22 protein-coding genes are annotated in these 20,660 nt (G+C 64.8%); 19 read left to right on the top strand and 3 right to left on the bottom strand.

Translation table 11 applies throughout. The annotated features are described in order from the left end of the window. Position 1 precedes the first annotated feature (1 nt). From WC493_RS12200 to WC493_RS12190, 3 genes are all read right to left on the bottom strand, one after another. Positions 2–460, bottom strand: a complete 459-nt coding sequence (locus WC493_RS12200) for a hypothetical protein (protein WP_373065791.1) — start codon at positions 458–460, stop codon at positions 2–4. Further along, the gene (locus WC493_RS12195) at positions 460–714 is read right to left on the bottom strand and encodes a hypothetical protein (protein ID WP_373065790.1); all 255 of its coding nucleotides are present in this window, start codon (positions 712–714) and stop codon (positions 460–462) included. Before WC493_RS12195 ends, WC493_RS12200 begins: the two co-directional genes overlap by 1 nt. A gap of 113 nt (positions 715–827) precedes the next feature. After that, positions 828–1,235: a hypothetical protein gene (locus tag WC493_RS12190; RefSeq protein WP_373065789.1), complete on the bottom strand. Its 408-nt coding sequence runs from the start codon at positions 1,233–1,235 to the stop codon at positions 828–830. A gap of 371 nt (positions 1,236–1,606) precedes the next feature. Here WC493_RS12190 and WC493_RS12185 point away from each other — a divergent pair, with 371 nt between their 5' ends. From WC493_RS12185 to WC493_RS12095, 19 genes are all read left to right on the top strand, one after another. Beyond that, positions 1,607–2,050, top strand: a complete 444-nt coding sequence (locus WC493_RS12185; RefSeq protein WP_373065788.1) for a hypothetical protein — start codon at positions 1,607–1,609, stop codon at positions 2,048–2,050. Continuing rightward, the gene (locus tag WC493_RS12180; protein WP_373065787.1) at positions 2,050–2,586 is read left to right on the top strand and encodes a hypothetical protein; all 537 of its coding nucleotides are present in this window, start codon (positions 2,050–2,052) and stop codon (positions 2,584–2,586) included. The genes WC493_RS12185 and WC493_RS12180 overlap by 1 nt, the downstream gene beginning before the upstream one ends. After that, the gene (locus WC493_RS12175; RefSeq protein ID WP_373065785.1) at positions 2,583–3,419 is read left to right on the top strand and encodes a hypothetical protein; all 837 of its coding nucleotides are present in this window, start codon (positions 2,583–2,585) and stop codon (positions 3,417–3,419) included. The genes WC493_RS12180 and WC493_RS12175 overlap by 4 nt, the downstream gene beginning before the upstream one ends. Continuing rightward, positions 3,416–4,891, top strand: coding sequence for a terminase large subunit domain-containing protein (locus WC493_RS12170; RefSeq protein WP_373065783.1), 1,476 nt, complete (start codon positions 3,416–3,418; stop codon positions 4,889–4,891). The genes WC493_RS12175 and WC493_RS12170 overlap by 4 nt, the downstream gene beginning before the upstream one ends. Continuing rightward, positions 4,892–7,369, top strand: a complete 2,478-nt coding sequence (locus WC493_RS12165; RefSeq protein WP_373065782.1) for a DUF935 family protein — start codon at positions 4,892–4,894, stop codon at positions 7,367–7,369. Between the two features lie 182 nt (positions 7,370–7,551). Further along, a complete protein-coding gene (locus tag WC493_RS12160) occupies positions 7,552–8,712 on the top strand; it encodes a phage protease (RefSeq protein ID WP_373065781.1) in 1,161 nt (386 codons plus the stop codon). Between the two features lie 2 nt (positions 8,713–8,714). After that, positions 8,715–9,479, top strand: a complete 765-nt coding sequence (locus WC493_RS12155; RefSeq protein ID WP_373065780.1) for a hypothetical protein — start codon at positions 8,715–8,717, stop codon at positions 9,477–9,479. Between the two features lie 87 nt (positions 9,480–9,566). Continuing rightward, entirely contained in the window at positions 9,567–10,223 is a 657-nt protein-coding gene (locus tag WC493_RS12150) for a hypothetical protein (RefSeq protein WP_373065779.1), read from the top strand. Between the two features lie 71 nt (positions 10,224–10,294). Continuing rightward, on the top strand, positions 10,295–11,227 hold the full coding sequence (locus WC493_RS12145) for a Mu-like prophage major head subunit gpT family protein (protein WP_373065778.1): 933 nt from the start codon (positions 10,295–10,297) through the stop codon (positions 11,225–11,227). A gap of 220 nt (positions 11,228–11,447) precedes the next feature. Then, entirely contained in the window at positions 11,448–11,885 is a 438-nt protein-coding gene (locus WC493_RS12140; protein ID WP_373065777.1) for a phage protein Gp36 family protein, read from the top strand. After that, positions 11,886–12,395, top strand: coding sequence for a phage virion morphogenesis protein (locus WC493_RS12135; protein WP_373065776.1), 510 nt, complete (start codon positions 11,886–11,888; stop codon positions 12,393–12,395). 121 nt (positions 12,396–12,516) lie between these two features. After that, positions 12,517–13,125 carry a hypothetical protein gene (locus WC493_RS12130; RefSeq protein WP_373065775.1) on the top strand — a complete coding sequence of 203 codons (609 nt, stop codon included), beginning with the start codon at positions 12,517–12,519 and terminating at the stop codon, positions 13,123–13,125. 45 nt (positions 13,126–13,170) lie between these two features. Then, on the top strand, positions 13,171–13,512 hold the full coding sequence (locus WC493_RS12125) for a hypothetical protein (protein ID WP_373065774.1): 342 nt from the start codon (positions 13,171–13,173) through the stop codon (positions 13,510–13,512). Then, complete coding sequence (locus WC493_RS12120) at positions 13,512–14,996, top strand: hypothetical protein (protein WP_373065773.1); 1,485 nt, start codon at positions 13,512–13,514, stop codon at positions 14,994–14,996. Before WC493_RS12125 ends, WC493_RS12120 begins: the two co-directional genes overlap by 1 nt. A 21-nt stretch (positions 14,997–15,017) precedes the next feature. Continuing rightward, entirely contained in the window at positions 15,018–15,395 is a 378-nt protein-coding gene (locus tag WC493_RS12115; RefSeq protein WP_373065772.1) for a hypothetical protein, read from the top strand. A gap of 3 nt (positions 15,396–15,398) precedes the next feature. Then, positions 15,399–15,932, top strand: a complete 534-nt coding sequence (locus WC493_RS12110) for a hypothetical protein (RefSeq protein WP_373065771.1) — start codon at positions 15,399–15,401, stop codon at positions 15,930–15,932. Between the two features lie 67 nt (positions 15,933–15,999). Next, positions 16,000–18,093 carry a hypothetical protein gene (locus WC493_RS12105; RefSeq protein ID WP_373065770.1) on the top strand — a complete coding sequence of 698 codons (2,094 nt, stop codon included), beginning with the start codon at positions 16,000–16,002 and terminating at the stop codon, positions 18,091–18,093. Continuing rightward, on the top strand, positions 18,090–19,370 hold the full coding sequence (locus WC493_RS12100) for a DNA circularization N-terminal domain-containing protein (protein WP_373065769.1): 1,281 nt from the start codon (positions 18,090–18,092) through the stop codon (positions 19,368–19,370). The genes WC493_RS12105 and WC493_RS12100 overlap by 4 nt, the downstream gene beginning before the upstream one ends. A 7-nt stretch (positions 19,371–19,377) precedes the next feature. Beyond that, complete coding sequence (locus WC493_RS12095) at positions 19,378–20,439, top strand: hypothetical protein (RefSeq protein WP_373065768.1); 1,062 nt, start codon at positions 19,378–19,380, stop codon at positions 20,437–20,439. Positions 20,440–20,660: the final 221 nt, after the last annotated feature.

The raw sequence follows: 20,660 nt of genomic DNA, 5'->3' as shown, positions 1-20,660 counted from the left end.
GTCATTCCGACCGAGTGCCGCCGAGTGGAGGAATCCCTCTCGAAAGGGTTTTCTCCGTTCCGCCCAAGGCGTCAGTCGAAATGACATTGTTTATTTGCCGCCGATTCTCGCGCCCGTACCGCGCCACCTCGGCCACCGCGATCTGGTGGCTGTGCGCCGCGTCGGTCGCGCGCAATTTTCCCCGGTAAATCTGCACCCGCAGCGTCTCGGGCGACAAACCCAGAATCGCCGCCGCGCCCGTCGTGCCTACCGCCGGCAGCTCCACTGCCGGACCGCCGTAGTTCGCGCGGATCAGCGCCGCCGCGCGCCGCGCGCCGGTTACCGTCGTCGTCGTCAACGGCCGCCACGCCACGTCGGCGTAGCCGACGATCCATGACCGCGCGCCGTCGCGCCACGCCCAACAATACGCGCCGGCTACCGTTTGGAACAAGTGCAGCTCGCCGGTCAACTCCACGCGCATCACAGTACCGGCTCGGCGCACAGCGCCGAGTACGTATGCTCGCCGTCGGCGACGACAATCAGCGTGCCGCCGCGCGCCCGCAGCGGCGAGCAGACCAGCACGTCGCGGCCGTCGATTTCGGAGCGCACGGCCGGCCGCCCGTTCGCGGCGCCCGCCAGAAAATCGGCGATCGTGTCGCGCGACTTAACTAGTTCCTCGCCGTCGTAGTAGATCGACGCGGCCCGCGCGAGTTGGGTCAGTTCGTGTTCGGTCATTTTCCCCTCTCCTTGCCCGCGCGGGCCGGTTTCTCTTTTCGTCATTCCCGCGAAAGCGGGAATCCACGCCACCTTCACCGCCGGGCCGCGCCGGCGGTCTACCGATCGGTCATTTAAAACCCCGCCAACTCCACTAGCGCCCGCCGGTCTCCGGCGCCGCGCCCGGCTGCCGCGTTCGTCGCCGCCACCAGGTCGGCGAATTGGCGGTATGTATTAATGTTGCGTGCCGCCGCCGCCACCGCGCGGCGCAGCGCGTCGCCAAGCGCTTGCGGCGTCCGCGCGCGGTAGCTGTTCGCCGGCCGCACGTGCCACGGCAGGTTGTGGCCGTAGGCCGCGTGATCCGACAACCGCACCTCGGCCGCGTTCAATTTAATGTAGGCGCTGCGCGTCGTGGCGCTGTGGGTCACCGCCGCGCCCAGCGTTGCGCCCAGTTCGTCGGCCAACGCGGCGATGCCGCCACTGTGATACGCCGCGTTCAACCGTTCGTCGATCGCCTGAATCTGTTGGGCTGCCTGGGCCATCGTCACTTCCTCCGTCGTTACATTCACACTATAAACGCTGCCGTTTATGGTGTCAAGGCTTTTTTGTATTTATTTTTTTACCTCCCGCGCCGCGCCCTTTTCGGGCGGCGGATGACTTCCATTTGCAAATCAATATCTTACGCGATTATTCCGGCAAACGAGATGGCTAATCGTTATAAATCAGCTACTTGCACGGTATTTTAGGACAAACCAGGACAAAAGGTGACAGCTCGGACACGCCCCGATTTAAACGCGGAAACCTGTGCTATAGCTCGGCTCGTCCGTAGCCTCCTTTGTTTGTTTGTTGGCTGGTTGTGTGGCGCGGGCGGCGGGGCGACTCGCCGCCCGCAAACTCGAACGAAAGGAACCAAATGGACCCGGCCGGAATTCTCAGCCCCGAAATCGTCAAGGCGTACGGTTCCGCCGGCGTCGCCGGCATCCTCGCGCTGGCCCTGCTGCTCGTCGTCGTGATCGTCGTCGCCGCCGCGTTGCGGCTGTCAAAGCAGCAGACCGGCCAGGTGCGGATGCTGCAAGACCATCACACCGCCGAAATGGCGCTGTGGCAGCGCGCCCTCGACCAATTCCAGTCCGGCCAGATCCGCATCGCCGACGCGCTGACGACGCAGAGCGACGCCATCACCAGCCTCACCGCCAGCGTCGGCACCGAGGCGCTCAACCAGATCCGCCTCGGCGCGGGCACCCAGATTCTCGACGTCTCCCGCAAACTCGAAAAATTCGCCGACTCGCTCGACCGCATCGAGACGGCGCTGGTCCGCTACGACGCCAGAATTCAAACCCTGGAGGAAGCCGGTTGATGGACGCCGACACCCTGCGCGAACTCGTGCTGAAATGCATTGCCGCCGAATACCCCGCCGAATTGTGGCGCGGCCGGCTGAACCGCGAAATTGGTAAAACCGCCACCGACGACGAGACCCTGCGCGCCCTGAATTACCTCCGCGACCGCGGCTCGATCGAATGGCGCATGGACGGCGGCACCTACGTTTACCGCCTGACGCCCGCCGGTTGGCGCTCGTCGTACGGCGCGAACCCCGACGTCACCGACCTCGCCGGCGCGATCGTCGACGTGCTCTGCTTGGAATATCCCCATCACGTCGCCGAGCAAACCCTGCTCGGCGCGCTGCTCGAAAAACGCGGCATGTCCGGCGTCTCCACCGGCGATTACGAGGCCGCGATCGGCTACCTCGTGCAGTGCGGCTACGCCGCCGCGCGCGACGCCGTCGCCGCCGCCGGCGAACGCGTCATCGACCGCCGTCGCGAGTACAAACTCACCGCCCTCGGCATCGACCTGGCCGAGGAAAAAATCTCCGACGCGGGAGTGACCCAGGCGTGATGAAGAAAATTGAGAATGCAGAATTGAGAATGGAGAATGCCGGACCCGGACAGGACGCCGCGACCGCCAGCGCCGATGCCGGTAAGAGCGGCATCCCTGCCGCGATCCCGTCTTCTAATTTTCAACATTCTCAATTCTCCATTCAACATTCCTCTTCCCAGCCCGCCGCCTTCGCGCCCGCCCGCCGCCGTGGCGTCAACCGCGCCAGCAGCCTGGCGCAGATGCCGCCTGAAATCTACGCGCAGTTCGTGCGCTGGTTCCGCGCCGGCCGCGGCTACCGTCAAATCCTCGCCGACCTCAACCCGCTCATCGACGCGCACAACGCCGCCGAAGTTCTGACCGGCGACGCGGCCGTGCCGCACATCTCGCTCGGCGCGATTTCGCGCTGGTGGAAGGCCGTCGAGGGCCCCGCCGCGAAAGAGGCGGCCGCGCGCGCCTGCGACGTCGAAAAATTCAAGGCGCAATTAGAGGCCGGCCTGCAAGACGGCGACGCCTCGAAGGCGATCATCAATTTCGCCGAAATGATTGTTTTGAAACGATCCGGCTCGCTGGAAGACGTGCCGATCAAAGACCTCGGGTATTTGCTCACCTCGTTGCAAAACGCCAAGGCGCGGCAGTTCGAGATCGATTTGCAGCGCTCGCGGCTGGCGATCGAAAACGAAAAGCTGCAAATGGCCAAGGAATCCGCCGAGCGCGAACTGGCCAAGCAGCGCGAGGAAGAGGAGCGCAAACGCCAGGCCACCGAACGGCTGCTGGCCGCGACCGGCGCCGATTCCGGCGACAAAACCGCCGCCGTCGTCGGCAAAATCAAGGAAATCTGGGGGTTCAAATGATCCTGCGTCCGGGCCAGGATCCGTTCTACGTGCCGACCGCCGCCGACTATCCGGCGGATGCGGCATGGCATGGCCCCCAGCCGCCGCTGCTCGACCCGCCGCAGGCCGACTGGGTCAGTGATTTGTCGCGCCTGAAAATCGCGCTCAAGGGCCGTCAGGCCGGCTTTTCCTTCGCCGAAATGCTGGCCCAGGTCATCGACTGCGCCGACCATCCGCGCACGAGCTGGGTTAATCTGTCGCGCGGCGAACGGCAGTCGAAAGAGCTGATCGACAAGGCCGCGCTGCACGTCCAGACCATCAACGCCGCGATCGAAATTTTTGCCGGCCAGCCGATTCGCGAAAACGAATTCCGCTACAGCGAAAACGGCATCGATAAATCGGTGAAGCTGCTCGAGGTCGTTTTTAAAAACGGATCGATCATTCGCGGCCTGCCGGCCAACGCCGACACCGCCCGCGGCTTCGCCGGCAACGTCTTCCTCGACGAGTTCGGCTTCCACCCAGACGGCCGCGCCATCAAGGCCGGCGTCGTGCCGATCATCTCGCGCGGCTACCGGTTGCGCCTGGTCTCCACGCCCAACGGCAAAAGCGGTCCGTTCTACGAAATGTGGAGCGACCTGCACGGCGGTTACAGCAAGCACCGCGTCGATATTTACGAAATGGCCGCGCGCAATGTCCACTACCGCCCCAACGTCGCCGAGCTGCGCGCCGCGATGGCCGACGACGAATTGTTCGCCCAGGAATACGAATGCGCCTTCCTCGACGAAATGGCCGCGTTCATCCCTTACGACCTGATCAGCGCTTGCGAATCCGACGACGCCCGCATCGACACCCCGCTGCACGACCTGACCGGCGACGTGTTCGGCGGTTGCGACATCGGCCGCCGCCGCGATCAAACGGTGGTCTGGCTCTGCGAACGCCGGCCCAACGGCGTGCTGCTGACCCGGCAGGTGACGGTGCTGAAAAACACGCCCTTCGCCCGGCAGCTCGAACTGATCGAACCGCTGGCCGCCCGCTGCGGCCGCTTCGCGATCGACGAAACCGGCCTGGGCATGATGCTGGCCGAGGAACTGCAACGCCGCCACGGCGCGCGCGTGCTGCCGGTCACCTTCACCATGCTCGCCAAGGAAGACCTGGCCGTGCGCGCCAAACGCGCGCTGGAGGACCGGCGTTTCTTGATTCCGGCCGCGAATTTTATCCGCGCCGCGTTTCACTCGATCAAACGCCTGCCGTCCGGCGGCGAGCACTTTCGCTTCGATTCGGAACGCGGCGAGGAAACCGGCCACGCCGACGCCTGGTGGGCCGCCTGCCTTTGCAACCAGGCCGCCACGTTGCCGGCGATCAAATTCGAGTATCGCTCCGTCGTCAAGCGCCGTCTCGCCGACTGGCTCGGCGGCGACGGCAAAACGCGCGAATCGCTGCGGCCCGATCCGGGCCGTTACAACCGGCCGGTCGACCGGTCGGCGGGGTTTTAAATGGCCTTTAGCGATTGGCTAAAAGCGTTTCAAAAGGCCTTTCGCGGCACGGCCGGCGGCCGCGTCATCACCGTGCCCAAGGCCGACCGCATCGCGGCCAAGCTCGGCGCCGGTCCCGCCGAAATCTCCGCCGCCATGAAGGGCGCCCTCCACGGCGATCAAGATTCATTCGGCGACCTGTGCGCCATGTTCGACCGCTATTTATTAACCGAAGCGCGTTTGCGCTCGGTGTACGAAAAACGCCGCCGCAAAATCGTCAACCGTCCCTGGCAGGTGCTGCCGTCGGCCGACGACCCGCGCGGCGACGAAGCCGCCGACTTCGCGCACCGCACGCTCGACGCCGTGCCGCGTTTTTCGCGCAAGGTGTTGTACGCGCTGACCGCCGCCATCGGCTACGGCTTCCAGGCGGTGGAACTGGATGGTCATTACGACGGCCAGCGCCTCGTGCTCGACAGCGGCCGCGCCGTACCGGCCTGGGCGCTGCGCCACCCGCAAACCGCGGCCGGCGTGGTCGATAACGACAACTGGGAATTCAAGGGCGAACTCGATTGGCAGCCCGTGCCGCGCGGCAAACTGCTGGTGTGGGAATTGGACGAAGGCGGCAGCTACGTCACCGGCGGCCTCATGTTTCCCGCGCTGTGGGTCGCGTGTTTCAAAAACTTCACGATCAAGGATTGGATTTCTTTCCTTGAGGTCTACGGCGTGCCGCTGCGCCTGGCCAAATATCCGGCCAACTATGACATCAACTCGCCGGAGATCGAGGTGCTCGCCCGCGCGGTCATCGACATCGCCAGCGACGCCGGCGCGATCATCCCCGCCGACATGAGCATCGAGTTCGTCAAGGACATGCTGGCCGGCTCGTCCGAGGCGTTCCAGACCATGTGCGCCTACCTCGACGAATCGCTGGCCGAGTTGTTCCTCGGCGGCACGCTGACCACCAGCGCCGGCGAAAAGGGCGCGCGGTCGCTGGGCGAGGTGCATCAAGAAGAAACGAACGAAATCGTCGATTGGGACGCGCGCGACCTGGCCGAGGTCCTCAGCGACAATCTGCTCAAGCCGTTGGTTATCGGCGCGTTCGGCGAGCGGCCCGGCTACCCGCAATTCACCTTCGACCTGACCCGCATCGCCGACCTGACCAAACGCAGCGTCATCGACACGGCGCTCCTCGATCGCGGCGTCCCGATGCGCGCCGACTATTTTTACGAGACCTACGCCCCCGGCGCGCGCCCCGAAGAGGGCGACGCGGTCATCACCCGCGCCGCGCAACCCGCGCCGCAACAACCGCTGACCGCCGAAGCATCGATGTTTCGGGTACGCAAATTCGAGACCGAAGCGGCCTCGCCGCAATCCTCTGTCCCGGCTTCTTTCGCGGTCTTTGACGCCCTGCAACCGCTGGCCGTCGACCGCCTGGCGCGGCCGTTCGACGCGCTGATCGAGGCGATCGTTGCCGACAATGCGGATTTACGGGTACATGAGGATTTGCGGGGACATGAACCGAGAACTCGCTCCGAGTTCGAATTCGTGTACCCGGAAATCCCATCCGCATCCTTCGCCCGCGAATTCGCTGCCGCGCTCGCGCCGATCCTCTCCGCCGCCGCCCTGGCCGGCATCGCCACGACGAATGACGAAAACCGCGCCAAGGCGCCGGACATTGCCGCCGCCGACGTCTTCGCCCAGGCGATCGATTCCCTGTCCGCGGTTCCCGTAATGGCCGAAAGTTTCGGGGACACGAATTCGAGCCCGCAACGGGCTCTCGATTCATGTCCCCGCTCGACCCCCCGTCCCCGCTCGCCCCTGCTCGGAGCCCTCGACTTCACCGCCGCCGGCGTCGACATCCCGCGCGATGGAAACGGCAAAATCCGCTGGGACAAAGTCGTGCCCGAAAAGGCCTTGGAATTCTGGCGGCGGCTGACCGCCGTCACCGCCAAGCAGGCCGCCGCGCTCGACGAGGCCGCGCGGCGCTATGCGTTTACGATCGCCGGCCAGGAATCGGCCCGCGTCGTCGAGGCCGCCCGCGCCGCCATTGAAAAGGCGCTGGCCGACGGCGGCACCGTGCGCGATTTTTCCAAAACCGTGCGCGCCGCCGCCAAAAGCGCCGGCGTCGCTCCGCTCGACCCCTGGCATTTGAATCTGGTCTATCAACAGAACGTCGCCACGGCGCAGGGCGCCGGCCGCATCGCCGTGCAGCGCGCGCCGGAAACCGTGCGCCTGCTGCCGAAGCTCCGTTACCACGGCGTCGGCGACGACCGCGAACGCCCCGCGCACCGCGCGCTGAACGGCATGGTCAAAGCGGCGAACGACCCGCTTTGGGATACCTATTATCCGCCGTGGGAGTGGCTCTGCCGCTGCTGGGCGACCAGCGAGCGCGACCAGCCCGACGTGCTGCCGCCGTATCTGCCGCCGGTCGCGGAGGGCTTCGCAGCCGGATCGCCCCTGGCGTTCTGGAAACAAATGACTCGTGACGAGGTGACGCAATGAGCCGAGTGAGGATTTGCGGGAACATGAGGATTTGCGGGGACATGAACCGAGAGACCGCTTCGAGGATTTGCGGGGACATGAACGGAGAGGTCGCTTCGGTCTCGAATTCGTGTACCCGGAAATCCCGAATTCGTGTACCCGCAAATCCGATTCGCGGTTGAGGTTTGAAAATGGGAAAAACCTTGCTGACCCTGATCGCCGAGTTGCCGCAAATCATCGGCGGCAAATTGCCCGACCGGATGCACCTGGTGCCGATCGGCCGCTGGTTCGACGCCCGCCGCAATCAGTGGGCCGATTTATCCGCGCCGGTGGTGGAGGCGATTTATTCGCGGCTCATGGCGTCAAAAACGGATCTGCAAATCGACTGGCGCCACCTGTCGGTGACCGGCCAAACCCCCGACGAAAAACGCGTCGGCGGCAAGGCGGCGGCGTGGATCCCCGCCGGATCCTACGAATTGCTGGCCGACGGCATCTGGGGACTCAACCCACGCTACACGGCCGAAGGCGCGGCGGACGTCGCTTCCGGGCAGTACCGCTATTTGAGTCCGGTCATCGCCGATCAATACCCCGACCGGATAACCGGCCAGGTCGGGCCGCAACTCATCAACGCGGCGCTGACCAACTCACCGCTGCTCGACGGAATTAAACCGTTGCTCGCCGAGGCGATTGTCGGCCTCGAAAAATTCAACATCCCAGGAGGAAATTCGATGGAAAAAATTAAAGCCTGGCTGAAGGCGCGTGGCCGCGTGATCGCCGACAACGCCGATGAAGCCGCCCTGATCGCCGAACTCGACGCTCTGGTCGCGTCCGTGCCTGCCGAGCTGGCCAAGGGGCTGGGGCGGAAAACCATGACGATCGCCGAGGCCGTGCCGCTGCTCGATCAGCTAAAAATTCCGGCCGTGCCCGTCGATTTGGCGAAGGCCTTTGGCCGCGAATCGCTGACCGTGGCGGAGGCCGTGACCGAGGTCCTCAAACTGCGCGACGCCTCCAAAAGCACCGACGATGTAAAAAAACTGCAAATGACCGTCGCCGAAATGCAAAGCCGCGAACGCGGCGCGCTGCTCGACGCCGCCATTGACGAAGGCCGGCTGACCGTGGCCGAACGCGGAAACTTCGAAGCCCTGTTGCTGTCGTCCGATTCGACCGTCGTCGCCGCCGCTAAAAAATTATTGGCCGAGCGGCAACCCAGCGGCCCCGCCGCGCCGAAGCTGAAACTCGACGCCAAGGCGCCCGACGCCGGCGGCATCAACAGCGACGCGCTGACGATGGCCGAGGCGTTCGCCGCCGAGTTCAACGTCGATCCCGCGCTCGTCAAAAAAAATCTGAAAGGAACGGGTGAATAAACATGGCCGACCTAACCCAAGCGCGCTTGACCGATCTGACCGATTTTCCGATCGACGGCCAGGCGCCGATCGACGCCGGCGTCGTCGCCTATCCCGGCCTGCTGGCGCTGCTCAACTCCAGCGGCGAGTACGATCCCGACAACCGCGTTTACTGCGCCGGCGTCGTCCTCGATCCGCCAGACCTGCGCGGCTACGACAACACCGACGGCGCCGACGGCGACAAAATCATCCGCTTCCGCCGCCAGGGCAACGCCTGGCTCAACAAGTCGAGCAGCTACGCCCCCGCCGCCGGCGACGAGGGCAAGCCCCTGTTCGCCGAGGACAACAACACCGTCGGCCTCGAACCGTCGGCCGCGACGGCGGCGCCCTACGTCGGAAAATTCGTGCGGCTCGACGGCGACGAGGTCGTGGTCGAGCTCGACCCCGCCGCCGCGCCGTCCGCCGAGGCAATGGCCGCGCGAGCCGTGGCGCCGCTGCAAACCGTGCACGCCGCCGACGCGCTGGTCTTCAACCGCTACCAGAAATATTACCCGGTCGTCGGCGACGGCGGCGCGGTGACGCTGACCGCCGCGTTCCCCGACGGCTCGTATGTCGGCCAGGAGATCACCCTGATCGGCACCAGCAACGCCAACACGGTCGAGGTCACCACGTCTCTCAACAACCTGACCGCCGGCGGACAGCCGGCGACGTTGGCGCTGGGCTGCACGATCACGTTCGTCTGGTACGGCACCAACTGGTGCGAAAAGTCGCGCGGTCTCAACGCGTAACGTTTGTTTGTCATTCCGGGCGAAAGCCGGAACTTAGTTTGCTTGTCATTCCGTGCGAAAGCCGGAATCCAGGAAAGGAAGGAAAACATGAAACGCATCATCATCGCCGTCGCGGCCCTGCTACTGGTCGCGGTTGCGGCCTACGGCGTTCAGACCACCAAAACAACCGACATCGTGCAGGGCACGATGCAGCTTCTCGACGACCTGGGTTTGATCTTCGGCACCGGGTCCGATGTCACCGTCAAATATGACGAAGCCGGCACCGACCGGCTGACCGTCACCACCGCCGCCGGTTACGGTCTCAACGTATTGACCGGCAATCTGTACGTCGGCAACGGCGTTCCCGGCCAAACCGTGAACGGCGAGGACGCCTATATCGAAGGGTTGCTGGAGGTCGACGGCGTCGCCAATTTTGACGGCGGCGCGAAAATTATCGACGACGTGGCGCTGACCTTCGGCTCCGACGCCGACGCCACGATCGTCTACGACGAGACGACGACCGACGACCTGATCATCACCAGTACTAACGTCACCGTCACCGGAAACGTTAATTTTAGCGGCCAACTGGTCGGCACCGGCACCGCCGCGATCGGCAGCGTAGTGGCGGGAGCCAACACGGCCTGCAACACCACCTGCACCGCGCCGTGTTTGTTCGGCATCGACAACGGTGCGGCCGCTGCGGATTCGCTGGTCGCCTGCGACGATGCCGCCGCCGACAAATGCGTCTGCCTCGGCGCCAGTTGATAAACCACCCTCCGCCTCGATCCCGTCAAACGGGCCGGAGATGAGGGTTACGAACCGAAAGGAATAATAAAATGGGCTTCCCGGAATTGGGCAATCTGAAAACGATCACTCCGGCGATACTGGAGGCGCTCGGCGCGTCGTTCAAGACGATCATCGAGCACCAGGCTCAGCCGGAAAACGTCTGGTGGAAACCGTTCGTTTACGACATCCCCGCCACCGATCTGGTCGTCATGCTGAAAATGCTGACCGACCCGATAAAATTGCGGGAATGGGTCGATTACCGTAAGGCGCAAAACATCGCCAAGCGGTTCCGCGCCATCACCCTGAGCCCCCTGGAGTGCACCGTGGGCATCGACCGCGGCGACATCCTCTACGGCTCGATGCGCGCGCAGCTGCCGCAGGTGCTGTCCGGCATCAACAAGGTCGAGGGCGAATACATCGCCGAGGAAATCCTGAAACTTTTAGAAAATGGCCAAGCCGTCAGCGAGATCTATTTCACGCTCGACGACAAGCCCATTTTTAGCGCCACCCACCCGATCGAAAAGAAGTTCGTTTCGGGCGGCGTCCAGGTCAACTATTATGCCGATCTCGATTTGACCGGCGCGAACGCGACCGCGGTCGAGACCGCGATGAAGGCGCTCAAGGGTGATAACGGCCGCCGCATGGGTGTTAAGCCGGATTACCTGTGGTTTTCTCCAAATTTGAAGGCCACGGCGCGCGGCATCTTCGACAAGGCCAATCTCGCCAACGGCGAAAGCAACATCTACGACAAACAGTTCCAGTTGATCGAGGCCGAGGGACTCGACACCGACAATTTGTGGGGCCTGCTCGACAGCCGCTTTCTGTTCAAGCCGTTCGCGTTTCTTCACGCGATTAAAACCAGCCCGCGCTGGTTGCAGGAACCGGGCGAAAAATTCAAGGAAGGTTTGTACGGCTACGACGAGGACGCCAAGCTCGCGCCGTATTCATGGTACGCCATCACCAAGTGCGTGCATACGCCATAACCAGTTGATGATCGCACGGCGGCGGGTTCGGCCTTCGAACCAACCCCCCGATAGCCGGGCCCGCCGCCGTTGGAGAACAACCGCGAATGAATGCGAATCAATCTGTGTCATTTCGACTGACGCCGCGTGTCGCGGCGGAACGGAGAAACCCCTCTCGATCGAAAGGGATTCCTCCGCTCGGATGCACTCGGTCGGAATGACAAAAACGGCGAGGTTTTAAATGTACGGCACTGAAACCGGCTTCCGCGCGAAATACGACGCCGCCGACCTGACGGCGCTGTTCGGCGACCTGACCGCCGGCGAGCAGACAACCTGGATCGAGCAGGCGCTGGCTGAGCAGTCCGACGAACTCGACGGCTACTGCCTGGGCCGCTACGCCGTGCCGCTGCACGAGTCCGACTCCGTGCTCAACTACGTGTATCAACTCGCCTGGTGGGCGCTGTGCCGCCGCCGCAACTGGAACTACACCGATCAGGAACAGAAAAACGAAAAGGAACTGCGCCGCCGCCTCGAACTGATCGCGGCGCACAAGTTTCACTTGAAGGATCAGTCGAGCGCCCAAAGCGCCGACAACCGCACCTCGCTGCGCGCGACCGACCCCTCGGCGCGCGTCACCGGCCGCCGCCGCATCATGGGCCGCGATCGGCTGGAGTTTTAAATGATCGACACCCTGACCCCGTTGCTCGTCCGGTTTGCCGCCCGCGCCCAGGACAAGGCCGCGCCGCTGACCGCGATTGGCGAGGTGATGGTGTCCTCGACGCAGCGCACGTTCGAGTTGCAGGGCCGTCCGGCCCGTTGGAAATCGCTGTCGGGGGCGACGCTGCTCGCGCGCGCCGGCGGTAAGAGCCGCGCATTCACCAAACGCGCCCGCAAATCGGGCAACCTCAGATCGGGGGGTCTGACCAAAAAAGCGCGCAAGACGATGGTAAACGCCAAAATTTTGATCGATCGTGGCAACCTGCTGCGGTCGGTGTCGTCGCGCGTGTCCGGAGGCTCGGTCGAATGGGGAACAAACTCGATTTACGCCGCGATTCATAATTTCGGCGGCATGGCCGGCCGCGATAAAGAAACGATAATCCCCGCGCGGCAGTTTGTCCACGAGCCGTTCGCCGACGATTGGCAAACGATTGAAGGCATTTTAACCGACTGGCTGGGGCTCGAAGCATGAAGCAATACGCACGCCAACCTCACCCCCAACCCCTCTCCATCTCGTGGCGAGGGGGGCCGGGAAAAGGCTTTACCCTCTCCGCCGGTGGGAGAGGGTCGGCGCTTCGCCGGGGTGAGGTCGCATGAGCTACCGCAACGCCCTCGTCGATTTCGTCCTCGCCGCGCTGACCGCCGCGGACATCGCCGGCGTCAAACAGATCGCCGAGGCCGACCACAACCTGGTGCGGTTCCTCTCCGGCGCGGGCGGCAAATACAACCTGCCGCTGCTGGCCGTCGCCTACGCCGGCAGCCCGCAAACCGCGTCGATCGACGCCGCCCGCCTCGGCCACGAATCGCGGCGCGGCCTGGTGATTTTTGTCGTCGTGAACGCCGTCGAAACCGCCGGCGACTCGGCCCGCACGATCAACGATCTGCTCGATGCGATCGACGACGCGCTGACCGGCCTGCTGCCGGTCGACAGCCTCGGGGCTGAGCTGGGCCATCCGCTCGAAAACATCGGCGACAGCCCGGTGCCGCTGCCGGCCGAGGCGACCAGCCGCAATCTGGTGGCGTGGTCGGTCGGGTTCCAGACGTTGCAGCAATGGCTGCCGTCGCGCGCCGCCGTCGATACGCCCGATGAGTTCGAAAAAATACAGGGCGTCGTCGGTCCGGTCGAAGGTGAAACGCAGCCCGAGGACGACACCACGATGGATTCGCTGGGCGTCGAGTACGACGACCCGACGACGGATTAAAACCGTAGGGGCAGGCCGCGATGCCTGTCCAAAACTGGAGGCCCGATGCCGAAAAAAACCGAGAAAACCACCACCGCCGCGCCGTTTACGCCCGTCATCGGCGACATCGTCGACGCGCGGCCGGTTCCGCGCGACCCGGCGCTGCGCATCCCCGAAAACGGCCGGCCCGGTATTTTTTGGGGACCGGACTGGAAGCGCCGCCGCGTTGACGGCTACGTCATGGGCCTGCTCCGCGACGGCGACATCGAGCTGCGTCCGGCCGTGCGCGAAAAGAGCGGGGACATGAACCAAGCCGCGCCTGGAAAGATCGGGGACATGAATCAAGCCGCGCTTGGCGTGGCGACTTCGTGTCCCCAGAGCAAAAAAACACAAACCGGAGGTGAATAATGTCGGACTTCGACCCGCATTTCAGCGAAATCAACACGGGGCGCAAACGCCCGAGCGACCAGGTGGAGATCAACGATTCCACCGCCCAGGGCTTGCCGTCCACGGTCAAGAAAATTCTGCTGCTCGCGCCGAATGTCGCCGCCGGCAGCGCGGCTGACGGCCAACTGATTCAGAACGTCACCAACCAGGACGACGTCGGCGTCTATTGCGGCGTCATTGCCAAGCGCTTGGCCGCCAAAATCTTCTCGGCCAACCCGCTGGCCGACCTCGACATCTTGGCGATTGACGAGGCGGGGACCGGCGTGGCCGCCTTCAACACCATCACCTTCGCCACCGCGGCCGCCGCCGATGGCGGCATCACGCTGTGGTTCGGCGACTACCCCGTCGAGGTGGCGGTGCTGACCGACGATACCGCCGCCGAAATCTGCGCCGCCGCCGTCGCCGCCGTCACCGCCGCCGCCGCCGATTGCCCGGTGTCGGCCACCCAGGGCACCGACGCCAACACGCACGTCCTGACCTACACCTACGGCGTCAAGGGCACCATCGGCAATTATCTGCGCGTTTCCGCCGACGTCGACGCGGCGCTGACCACCACCGCCTCGGTCGTGCAGCCGGCCAGCGGCGCCAACGACCCCGTACTATCGGCCTACGTGGCCACGTACCAGAGCCGCGACTACGATCTGATCGTCGTCCCCTGGCGGTTTGTCACCACTGATCTGACCGCTCTGAAAAACGCCGCGATCTACCAGGCCCACGCGGCCCGCGGTAACGGCGCGATGCACCTGATCGGCATCGCCGACACCTACGCCAATGCCGTAACCTATCAAACATCTATGCAGCGCCGCGACATGATCGTGCTGTGGCGCAAGGCGGCCAACTACTGGCCCATGCCGCCGCACGAACGCGCCGCGCTCGAGGCGGGTTATGTTTCAGCCGAGGCCGATCCGAGCGTGCCGATCATCAACGACGCCCGCCCGCTCGACCTGGCCCCGCTGGAAACCGGCGCCACCGCGCCGACCGCCGCCGAAATCGAAAACGCGATGAACAACGGCTTGTCGGTCGACGTCAGCCGCGAGGACGGCACAACCGAGGTGGTGCAACTCATCACCACCGCTACCCAACTGTCCGGCGGCGCGGCCAGCGACGCCTGGGCCAGCCCGCACATTTGGTTTGTCCTCAAGTATTTGCGCAAGGCCATCCTGGCGCGGCTGCAAACGGTGTATTCGACACGCGCCAGCCGCAAAATGATCGACGGAAAAACCGGCGACGTGAAAGGGCAGGTGTTGTCGGTGCTGTACGAGCTGGCCGACCCGTCCCTGCAATACCTGTCGAAAAACGAGCTCGACCGGCTGGCCGGCGATATCGTCGTGCGCGTCAACACCACCAACACCAAATTCATCGACATCGGCGTCCCCGCTCCGGTCATCACCGAATACCGCGGCGCGAACGTTATGCTGAATTTGACCATCCCGCAGGTCGGGTAATTTGTGGAAAGGAAGTAAATAATGGCGCTCAATATCACCGACGGACCCGCCCAGGGCTTTGTTGACGGCGTGCCGTTCGAGTCGAACAAACTGACGATCAAATCGTCGGGCCTGGTCGCGCGCAAGATTACGTTCAACGGCGCGTATTTTGCGCCCACTCAGGGCACGCATGACTTATCGATCAGCTCGCCGTTTTTCGGCAACGCCAACCCGATCGATGTCAAACGGGTGCTCTCGAAAATCGCCAACACGCCGATGCTGTTCGTCATCACGAGCAAGATCAGCGGCGCCACGGATACCTTCTGGGGCGCGGTCAACGCGAAAACTAAATCGCACGACGCAACCAACGGCAGCGACGCCGACTGGGAAGTGTTCATTACCGAACCGATCGAGGCCTAAAAAATGGACGCCAACAACCGGCACCAACCTCTGACTCCCGGCGATTTGCGCGCCGACGGCGAACTGGCCGTCGGCGTCTCCTACGCCGGCAGCTTGCACCGTGAGGTTACCGTCGGCCCGCTCACCGTCGACGCCGAAATGGCGGCCGAGGGCGCGATGCCCGACTGGATCGATCCGAACCTGATTTACCGTTTCGAACTCAGCCGGCTGACCGAGGCCGAGCTGAAAAAAAACGGGCTGTCGCGTCTGCCGATTTCCGACGCCGAAAAACGCCGCGCCGCCCGCATGGTTGAAACGCGCTATTTGCTTCAGGCGCGCTTCCGGGTGCTGCGCCTCGGCGCCGTCCCCGAGGATCAACTGCCCCAGGCGGTCGGCCGTTTGTTGGAGTCGGATATGTACGTGGTGCGCGATCTCGCCTTGGAGGTCGACGCCAAGGTCGCGCGATTTCTCGCTGAAAATCGAACGGCTGATCAAGCGGGCCCTGATTCTGTCGATGGCGGGGGCCCCGATTCCGCCGGCCCTGTTGCCGGCATTTGAGTTGGCGGCCGTCGCCGAGCGCGCGGCCAATTACGCAATCGATTTGCGGCCGAGGTTGTTTTAGCCCATGCCGACCACCTACAAAGTAGCCGCCCAACTGCTGCTCGATACCGGGCAGTTCGAGAGCGGCGTTCGCCGCTCGCAAGGGGTGCTGGGCAATCTGCGCGCCGGCCTGGTCGAAATGATTCGGCAGGCGGACGGCGGCGGGGCCGCGCTGCGCCGCATGGCCGTCGATTTCGGCGTCGCCGCCGCCGCCGCGGCCGCCTCCCTCGGCGCGATCAAACTTTGGACGCGCGGGGTGCAGAACGCGCGGGCCGCGGCGACCGGCGAAATCGAACTGAAAATCAGCGCGTCGCAGGTCGGCGAAACGCCCCAGGCAATCGGCGACCGCATGCGCGAACTCAAACGCCTGGCGTTCGACACGTCCAAGGACGTGACGGGCACGATGGGCGACGTGCAGAAGGCCTTCGGGCAGGCGCTCAACATGGGCGTCTCGGTGACCGCGCTCAAAAGCGGCGCCGGCCGCGCCGGCGCGCTGCTCGCCGACGCCGAGGGCATGGACAAAGCCGGGGCCCTGGCGATGATCAACCGCCTCGCCGGAAATTTTAACGTTGCCCCCGAAAAAACCGGCGGCCTCGCCGACATGCTGCTCAAGAGCCGCCGCGTCAGCGGCTTCACCGACATGGACTCGTTCGCCCACGAACTGACCCGCGGCGCGCCCGAGATCGCGCGCGTCGGCGGCCGTCCGGAAGACGCGGCGTTGGTGCTGGCCGCCGTGTCCCGCGTTCGCACCGAGGGCGCCGGCATGGCCACCGGCGCGTTCTTCCGCGAATTGCTCGCCCCGGAAAAACAAAAATACGTCAAAAAATACGGCTTTGACAAGCTCTTCGAGAACGGCCGCTTCGCCGGCACCGATCGCATGACCGAGGTCTTCGATCGCTTCGACGCCAAATACAAATCGCCCGCCGAGCGCGCCGGAATTTTAATGAAAATTTTTGGAGCCGAGGGCCAGCTCGTGCCCGACGCCGTGCGCAAACCCGGCTTTCGGACTCTGGGCGCCGAGCGCGACAGCAAACTCGGACTCGAGGCCGCGCTCAATCTCAAACGCGGCACGCTCGATTACCAAGCGGAGGCGGTCGGCGGCACCTTGCAAACGGGTTGGCAGGAGCTTTTCCGCCCGGCCGAGCGCTGGAGCGCCAAGGGCCTTGGTTTCCTCGGCGACAAAATCGTCGGCCCGATCAGCGACCAGATGGCGACGAACGAAACGCTGCAAAAAACCGTCAGCGGCGGCCTACTCGGTATCGGCCTCGGCCTCGCCGGCGGCGCGGCCTATTTCGGCGGCCGCGCTTTGATGACCGGCAAAAAGGCGCTGGGTGGAATCGGCGGCATTCGCGGTTTGCTCACGTCCAAAATGGGCGCTGGCATCGATCTCGCCGGCGGCGTCGCCGTCGGCAAGGCTCTTGAAAAAGCGGCCGGCGTGCAGCCGGTGTTCGTCGTCAATTGGCCTGGCGTATTGTCCGGACGGCCCGAAGCGTCGATCGGCACGATGGTGCAGCGCGGCCTGGGCGTCCCCGCGCTCGGCGCCGGCGGCACGTTGCTTGGCCCCGGCGGCCGGGCGCTGCTGCCCGGTCCGGTTGTCGGCGCTGGCATGTTTTCGAAAGCGAAAATGATGGCGCCCCTGACCGGCGGCGCCGCGCTCGCCGGGGGCCTGGCCGTCGTCGGCGCAACCTACACGGCCGCGACCTCGATCGACTCGGCCACCCGCGAGGCCTGGGCCGCCCGCGACAGCGCCGACGCCGCCCGCGCGCGCGAAATGGCCGTCGATCCAAAAAACGCCCTCGCCGTCATCCGGGCGAACAAAATTCGCCAGGCCAAACAATTCGGCTGGTCGGCCGAGCGGCTGGAAAGCGAAATCGCGACGTCGTCGGCCGGTCTGGCCCAGCAGCGCCGCCAGGACGGCGGGAATACCGGCGGCGTTTTTTCCGACTGGCTGGCCGGATTTAAAACCATGTTCGGCATCGGTCAACAGGCGGCTGACAACCAGTTTAAGAGCGCCGAACAATTGGCCGCCGCCGCCGGCGACATGCAGTTGGCGGCCGCGAATCTGCGCGCCTCCAGCGGCCCGCGTTCCGCCGGCGCGCTCGACGGGAGGGGCGCATGATCTGGACCGGCACGGCGCTGCCCGGAATCTACAACGGCCTGCCGATTCAAATCGAATCGACCTCGGGCCCCCGCCAGTTTCATCTGGCCGATCACAACCCGATCGGCTTCACCGAATCGTTCATCGAGCCGCTGGGCGCCGCCGGCCGCGCCGTCAGCGTCCGCGCCCTGTTTATCGGCGGCGAGTTCGAGGTCCACAAGGCCTTTATCGCGCTGCTCGACGCCACGGTGCTGCCGCTCGTCCCCGGCGTGTTGATTCATCCTGTTTGGGGCCAGATCGAGGTCTACCCCGAGCAGTACACCCCGACCGTCAACGCCGAGGAAAAAACCGCCGTCGTCGATGTCGTTTTCCGCCGTCATTTTGTGCGCCCCGAAATCATGGCGCCCGCCGGCGTCATCGCGCTCGCGCCCTGGCTCGGCGAATCGCTGCCGCTGTCGCTGGCCGCCTATTTGCAATTGATGGCGTTTCTGGCGGTTTGGAACAGCGCCTGGCTGGCCGCCGCCCTGCTGCTCGTGCGCGCCCTGGGTTCGGTGCCCACGATGATTACCCGCACCGTCACCGCCGTCGGCGAGTCGCTGTACGCCTACATCAAAGCCGTGGCCAACGTCTACGCCGAACAGGCGGACCCCAAATCCGGCAACCCCGGCGCCGCCGAACCGCCGGCCGGCGCTTACGTCCGCTCGGTTTATCGTCAGGCGGACGCCGCCCGCAACGAATTTTTGACCGCCGCCAACATCGACCCCGCCATGCTCGGCGGGTCCGCTTACGATGCGGGCGTTTATTTTTCCGGCCGCCCGGCCGCCGCCGGTTCGGTCCCGGCCTCGGTGCGGTTGCATGCCGCGATCGTCGCCGTTTATTTGTTCGACGCCGAGGTCGCCGGCCGCGCCGCGTCCGGTTTGGCCGTGGTGCTGGCGCGGCAACTGCGCGACCGCACCGTCGACGCCCGCGCCGCCGATCAGGCGGTCGTCGAAATGCGCCGCCGCATCGCCGCCGCGCTGGCCGGCATCGGCTACGCCCTGGGCCTGCACGCGGCCCCGGTGCAACGCGAATTGTCGGCTCAGGCCGCGCAACTGACCGCGCTGCTCGACGGCAACCGCAACGCCTTTCCGGCGGTGCGGCAAATTACGTTGCAAGCGCCGACGCCGCTCGTGGTGCTGGCCCTCGAGGAGCTGGGCGACGCCGAACGCGCGCCGGAAATTCGCGCGCTCAATCAAAACATTTTCGCCGATTTCAATCGGCTGCCGCGCGGCACGGTCCTGTCCGTGCCCGTGAATTAGGAGACTGATGCCCTCGCTGTCGCCGCTGCCTCTCGTTGTCGCGCTCGATACGGTCGGACCGTTAGTCGGCTTCGATTCGGTCGACCTCGACAACGACTTGTTCGTCCCCGCCGATGCGGGGGTCGTTCAGGGGCCCGCCAACCAGGGCGGCGTGCCGATTCCCTGGGCGGCGCTGCGCCTGGCCAACATCGCCTCGGCCACGTTGGGCGGCGCGCCGCTGTTCACCGGCCAGGCGATCGGCAAAAGCAAAAACAAAAAATCCGGTCAACTGACCGTCGATCTGGCGTCGCGCGTGAAAACGCTGGTCGACTGCCCGAGCCCGGCGGGGTTTTCCGCCCCCGCCGGTACGCTGGCCGGCTTCGCGCAAATGCTCTGCGCGCCGCTGCTGGTCCCCGTCGTCGCCGTGGGCGCGATGCCGCGCCTCGAGGCGATCGGCGCCACGAAAACCGAGCCGGTCTGGTCCGTGTTGCAACGCCTCGCGCACGAAAACGGCAACTGGGTCTGGTCCGATCCGGCCGGCGTCGTCCATATCGAACCGCTGGCGCCCTACTACGCCGCGCCGCCGGTCGATCTGTTGATCTCCCTGCCGTCCGGACCCTCCGCGTCCGCCAACAACGTCATCGACTACACCCTGCGCGACGACGCCGGCGACCGCTATTCGCAGTACACCGTGATCGGTCACGGCGCCACGCGGTGCCTGGGCGCCGGCGACATCCCGCTCCTCTCTTATCCGATTATCGCCACGGTGCCCGACCCCGAACTGACGGCGCGCGGCGTTTATCGGCCGCTGACAATCGAGGACGGCAGCATCCGCAACCAGGCGCAGGCGCTGACCCGCGCCACGCGCGAAATGCTGCTGCGCCGCGTCCGTGGGCTGAAAATAGAGGTGGATGTCATGGGCTGGACGACGACCGCCGGCGTCCCGTGGCAAACGACGCAGATGGTATTGATTTCATTTCCGGAGGACGGAATTGCCGGCAGTTATATGATCGCCGGCCGCCGCCTGACCCTCGACAAGCAGAACGGCCGCCGCACGCGGCTGACCCTGATCGAACCGGGAGCGCTGTAATGACGACCAGCGGGCGGGGACATGGCGGGCGGGGACATGAACCGAGAGCCCGTCGCGGGCTCGAATTCGTATCCCCGGAATTACTAGAATTACTAAGCGGGGACATGACGGATAAGCGGGAACATGAACCGAGAGCCCGTCGCGGGCTCGAATTCGTGTCCCCGTAATTACGGGAAAAATAAATGACCATTTCCCTTCGCGATCTCGAACGCCGCCTGGCC

The sequence above is a fragment of the Zavarzinia sp. genome (assembly GCF_041650655.1).
In the GTDB taxonomy this organism is placed as follows: Bacteria; Pseudomonadota; Alphaproteobacteria; order Zavarziniales; family Zavarziniaceae; genus Zavarzinia.
This window is presented reverse-complemented; position numbering and strand designations above follow the sequence as displayed.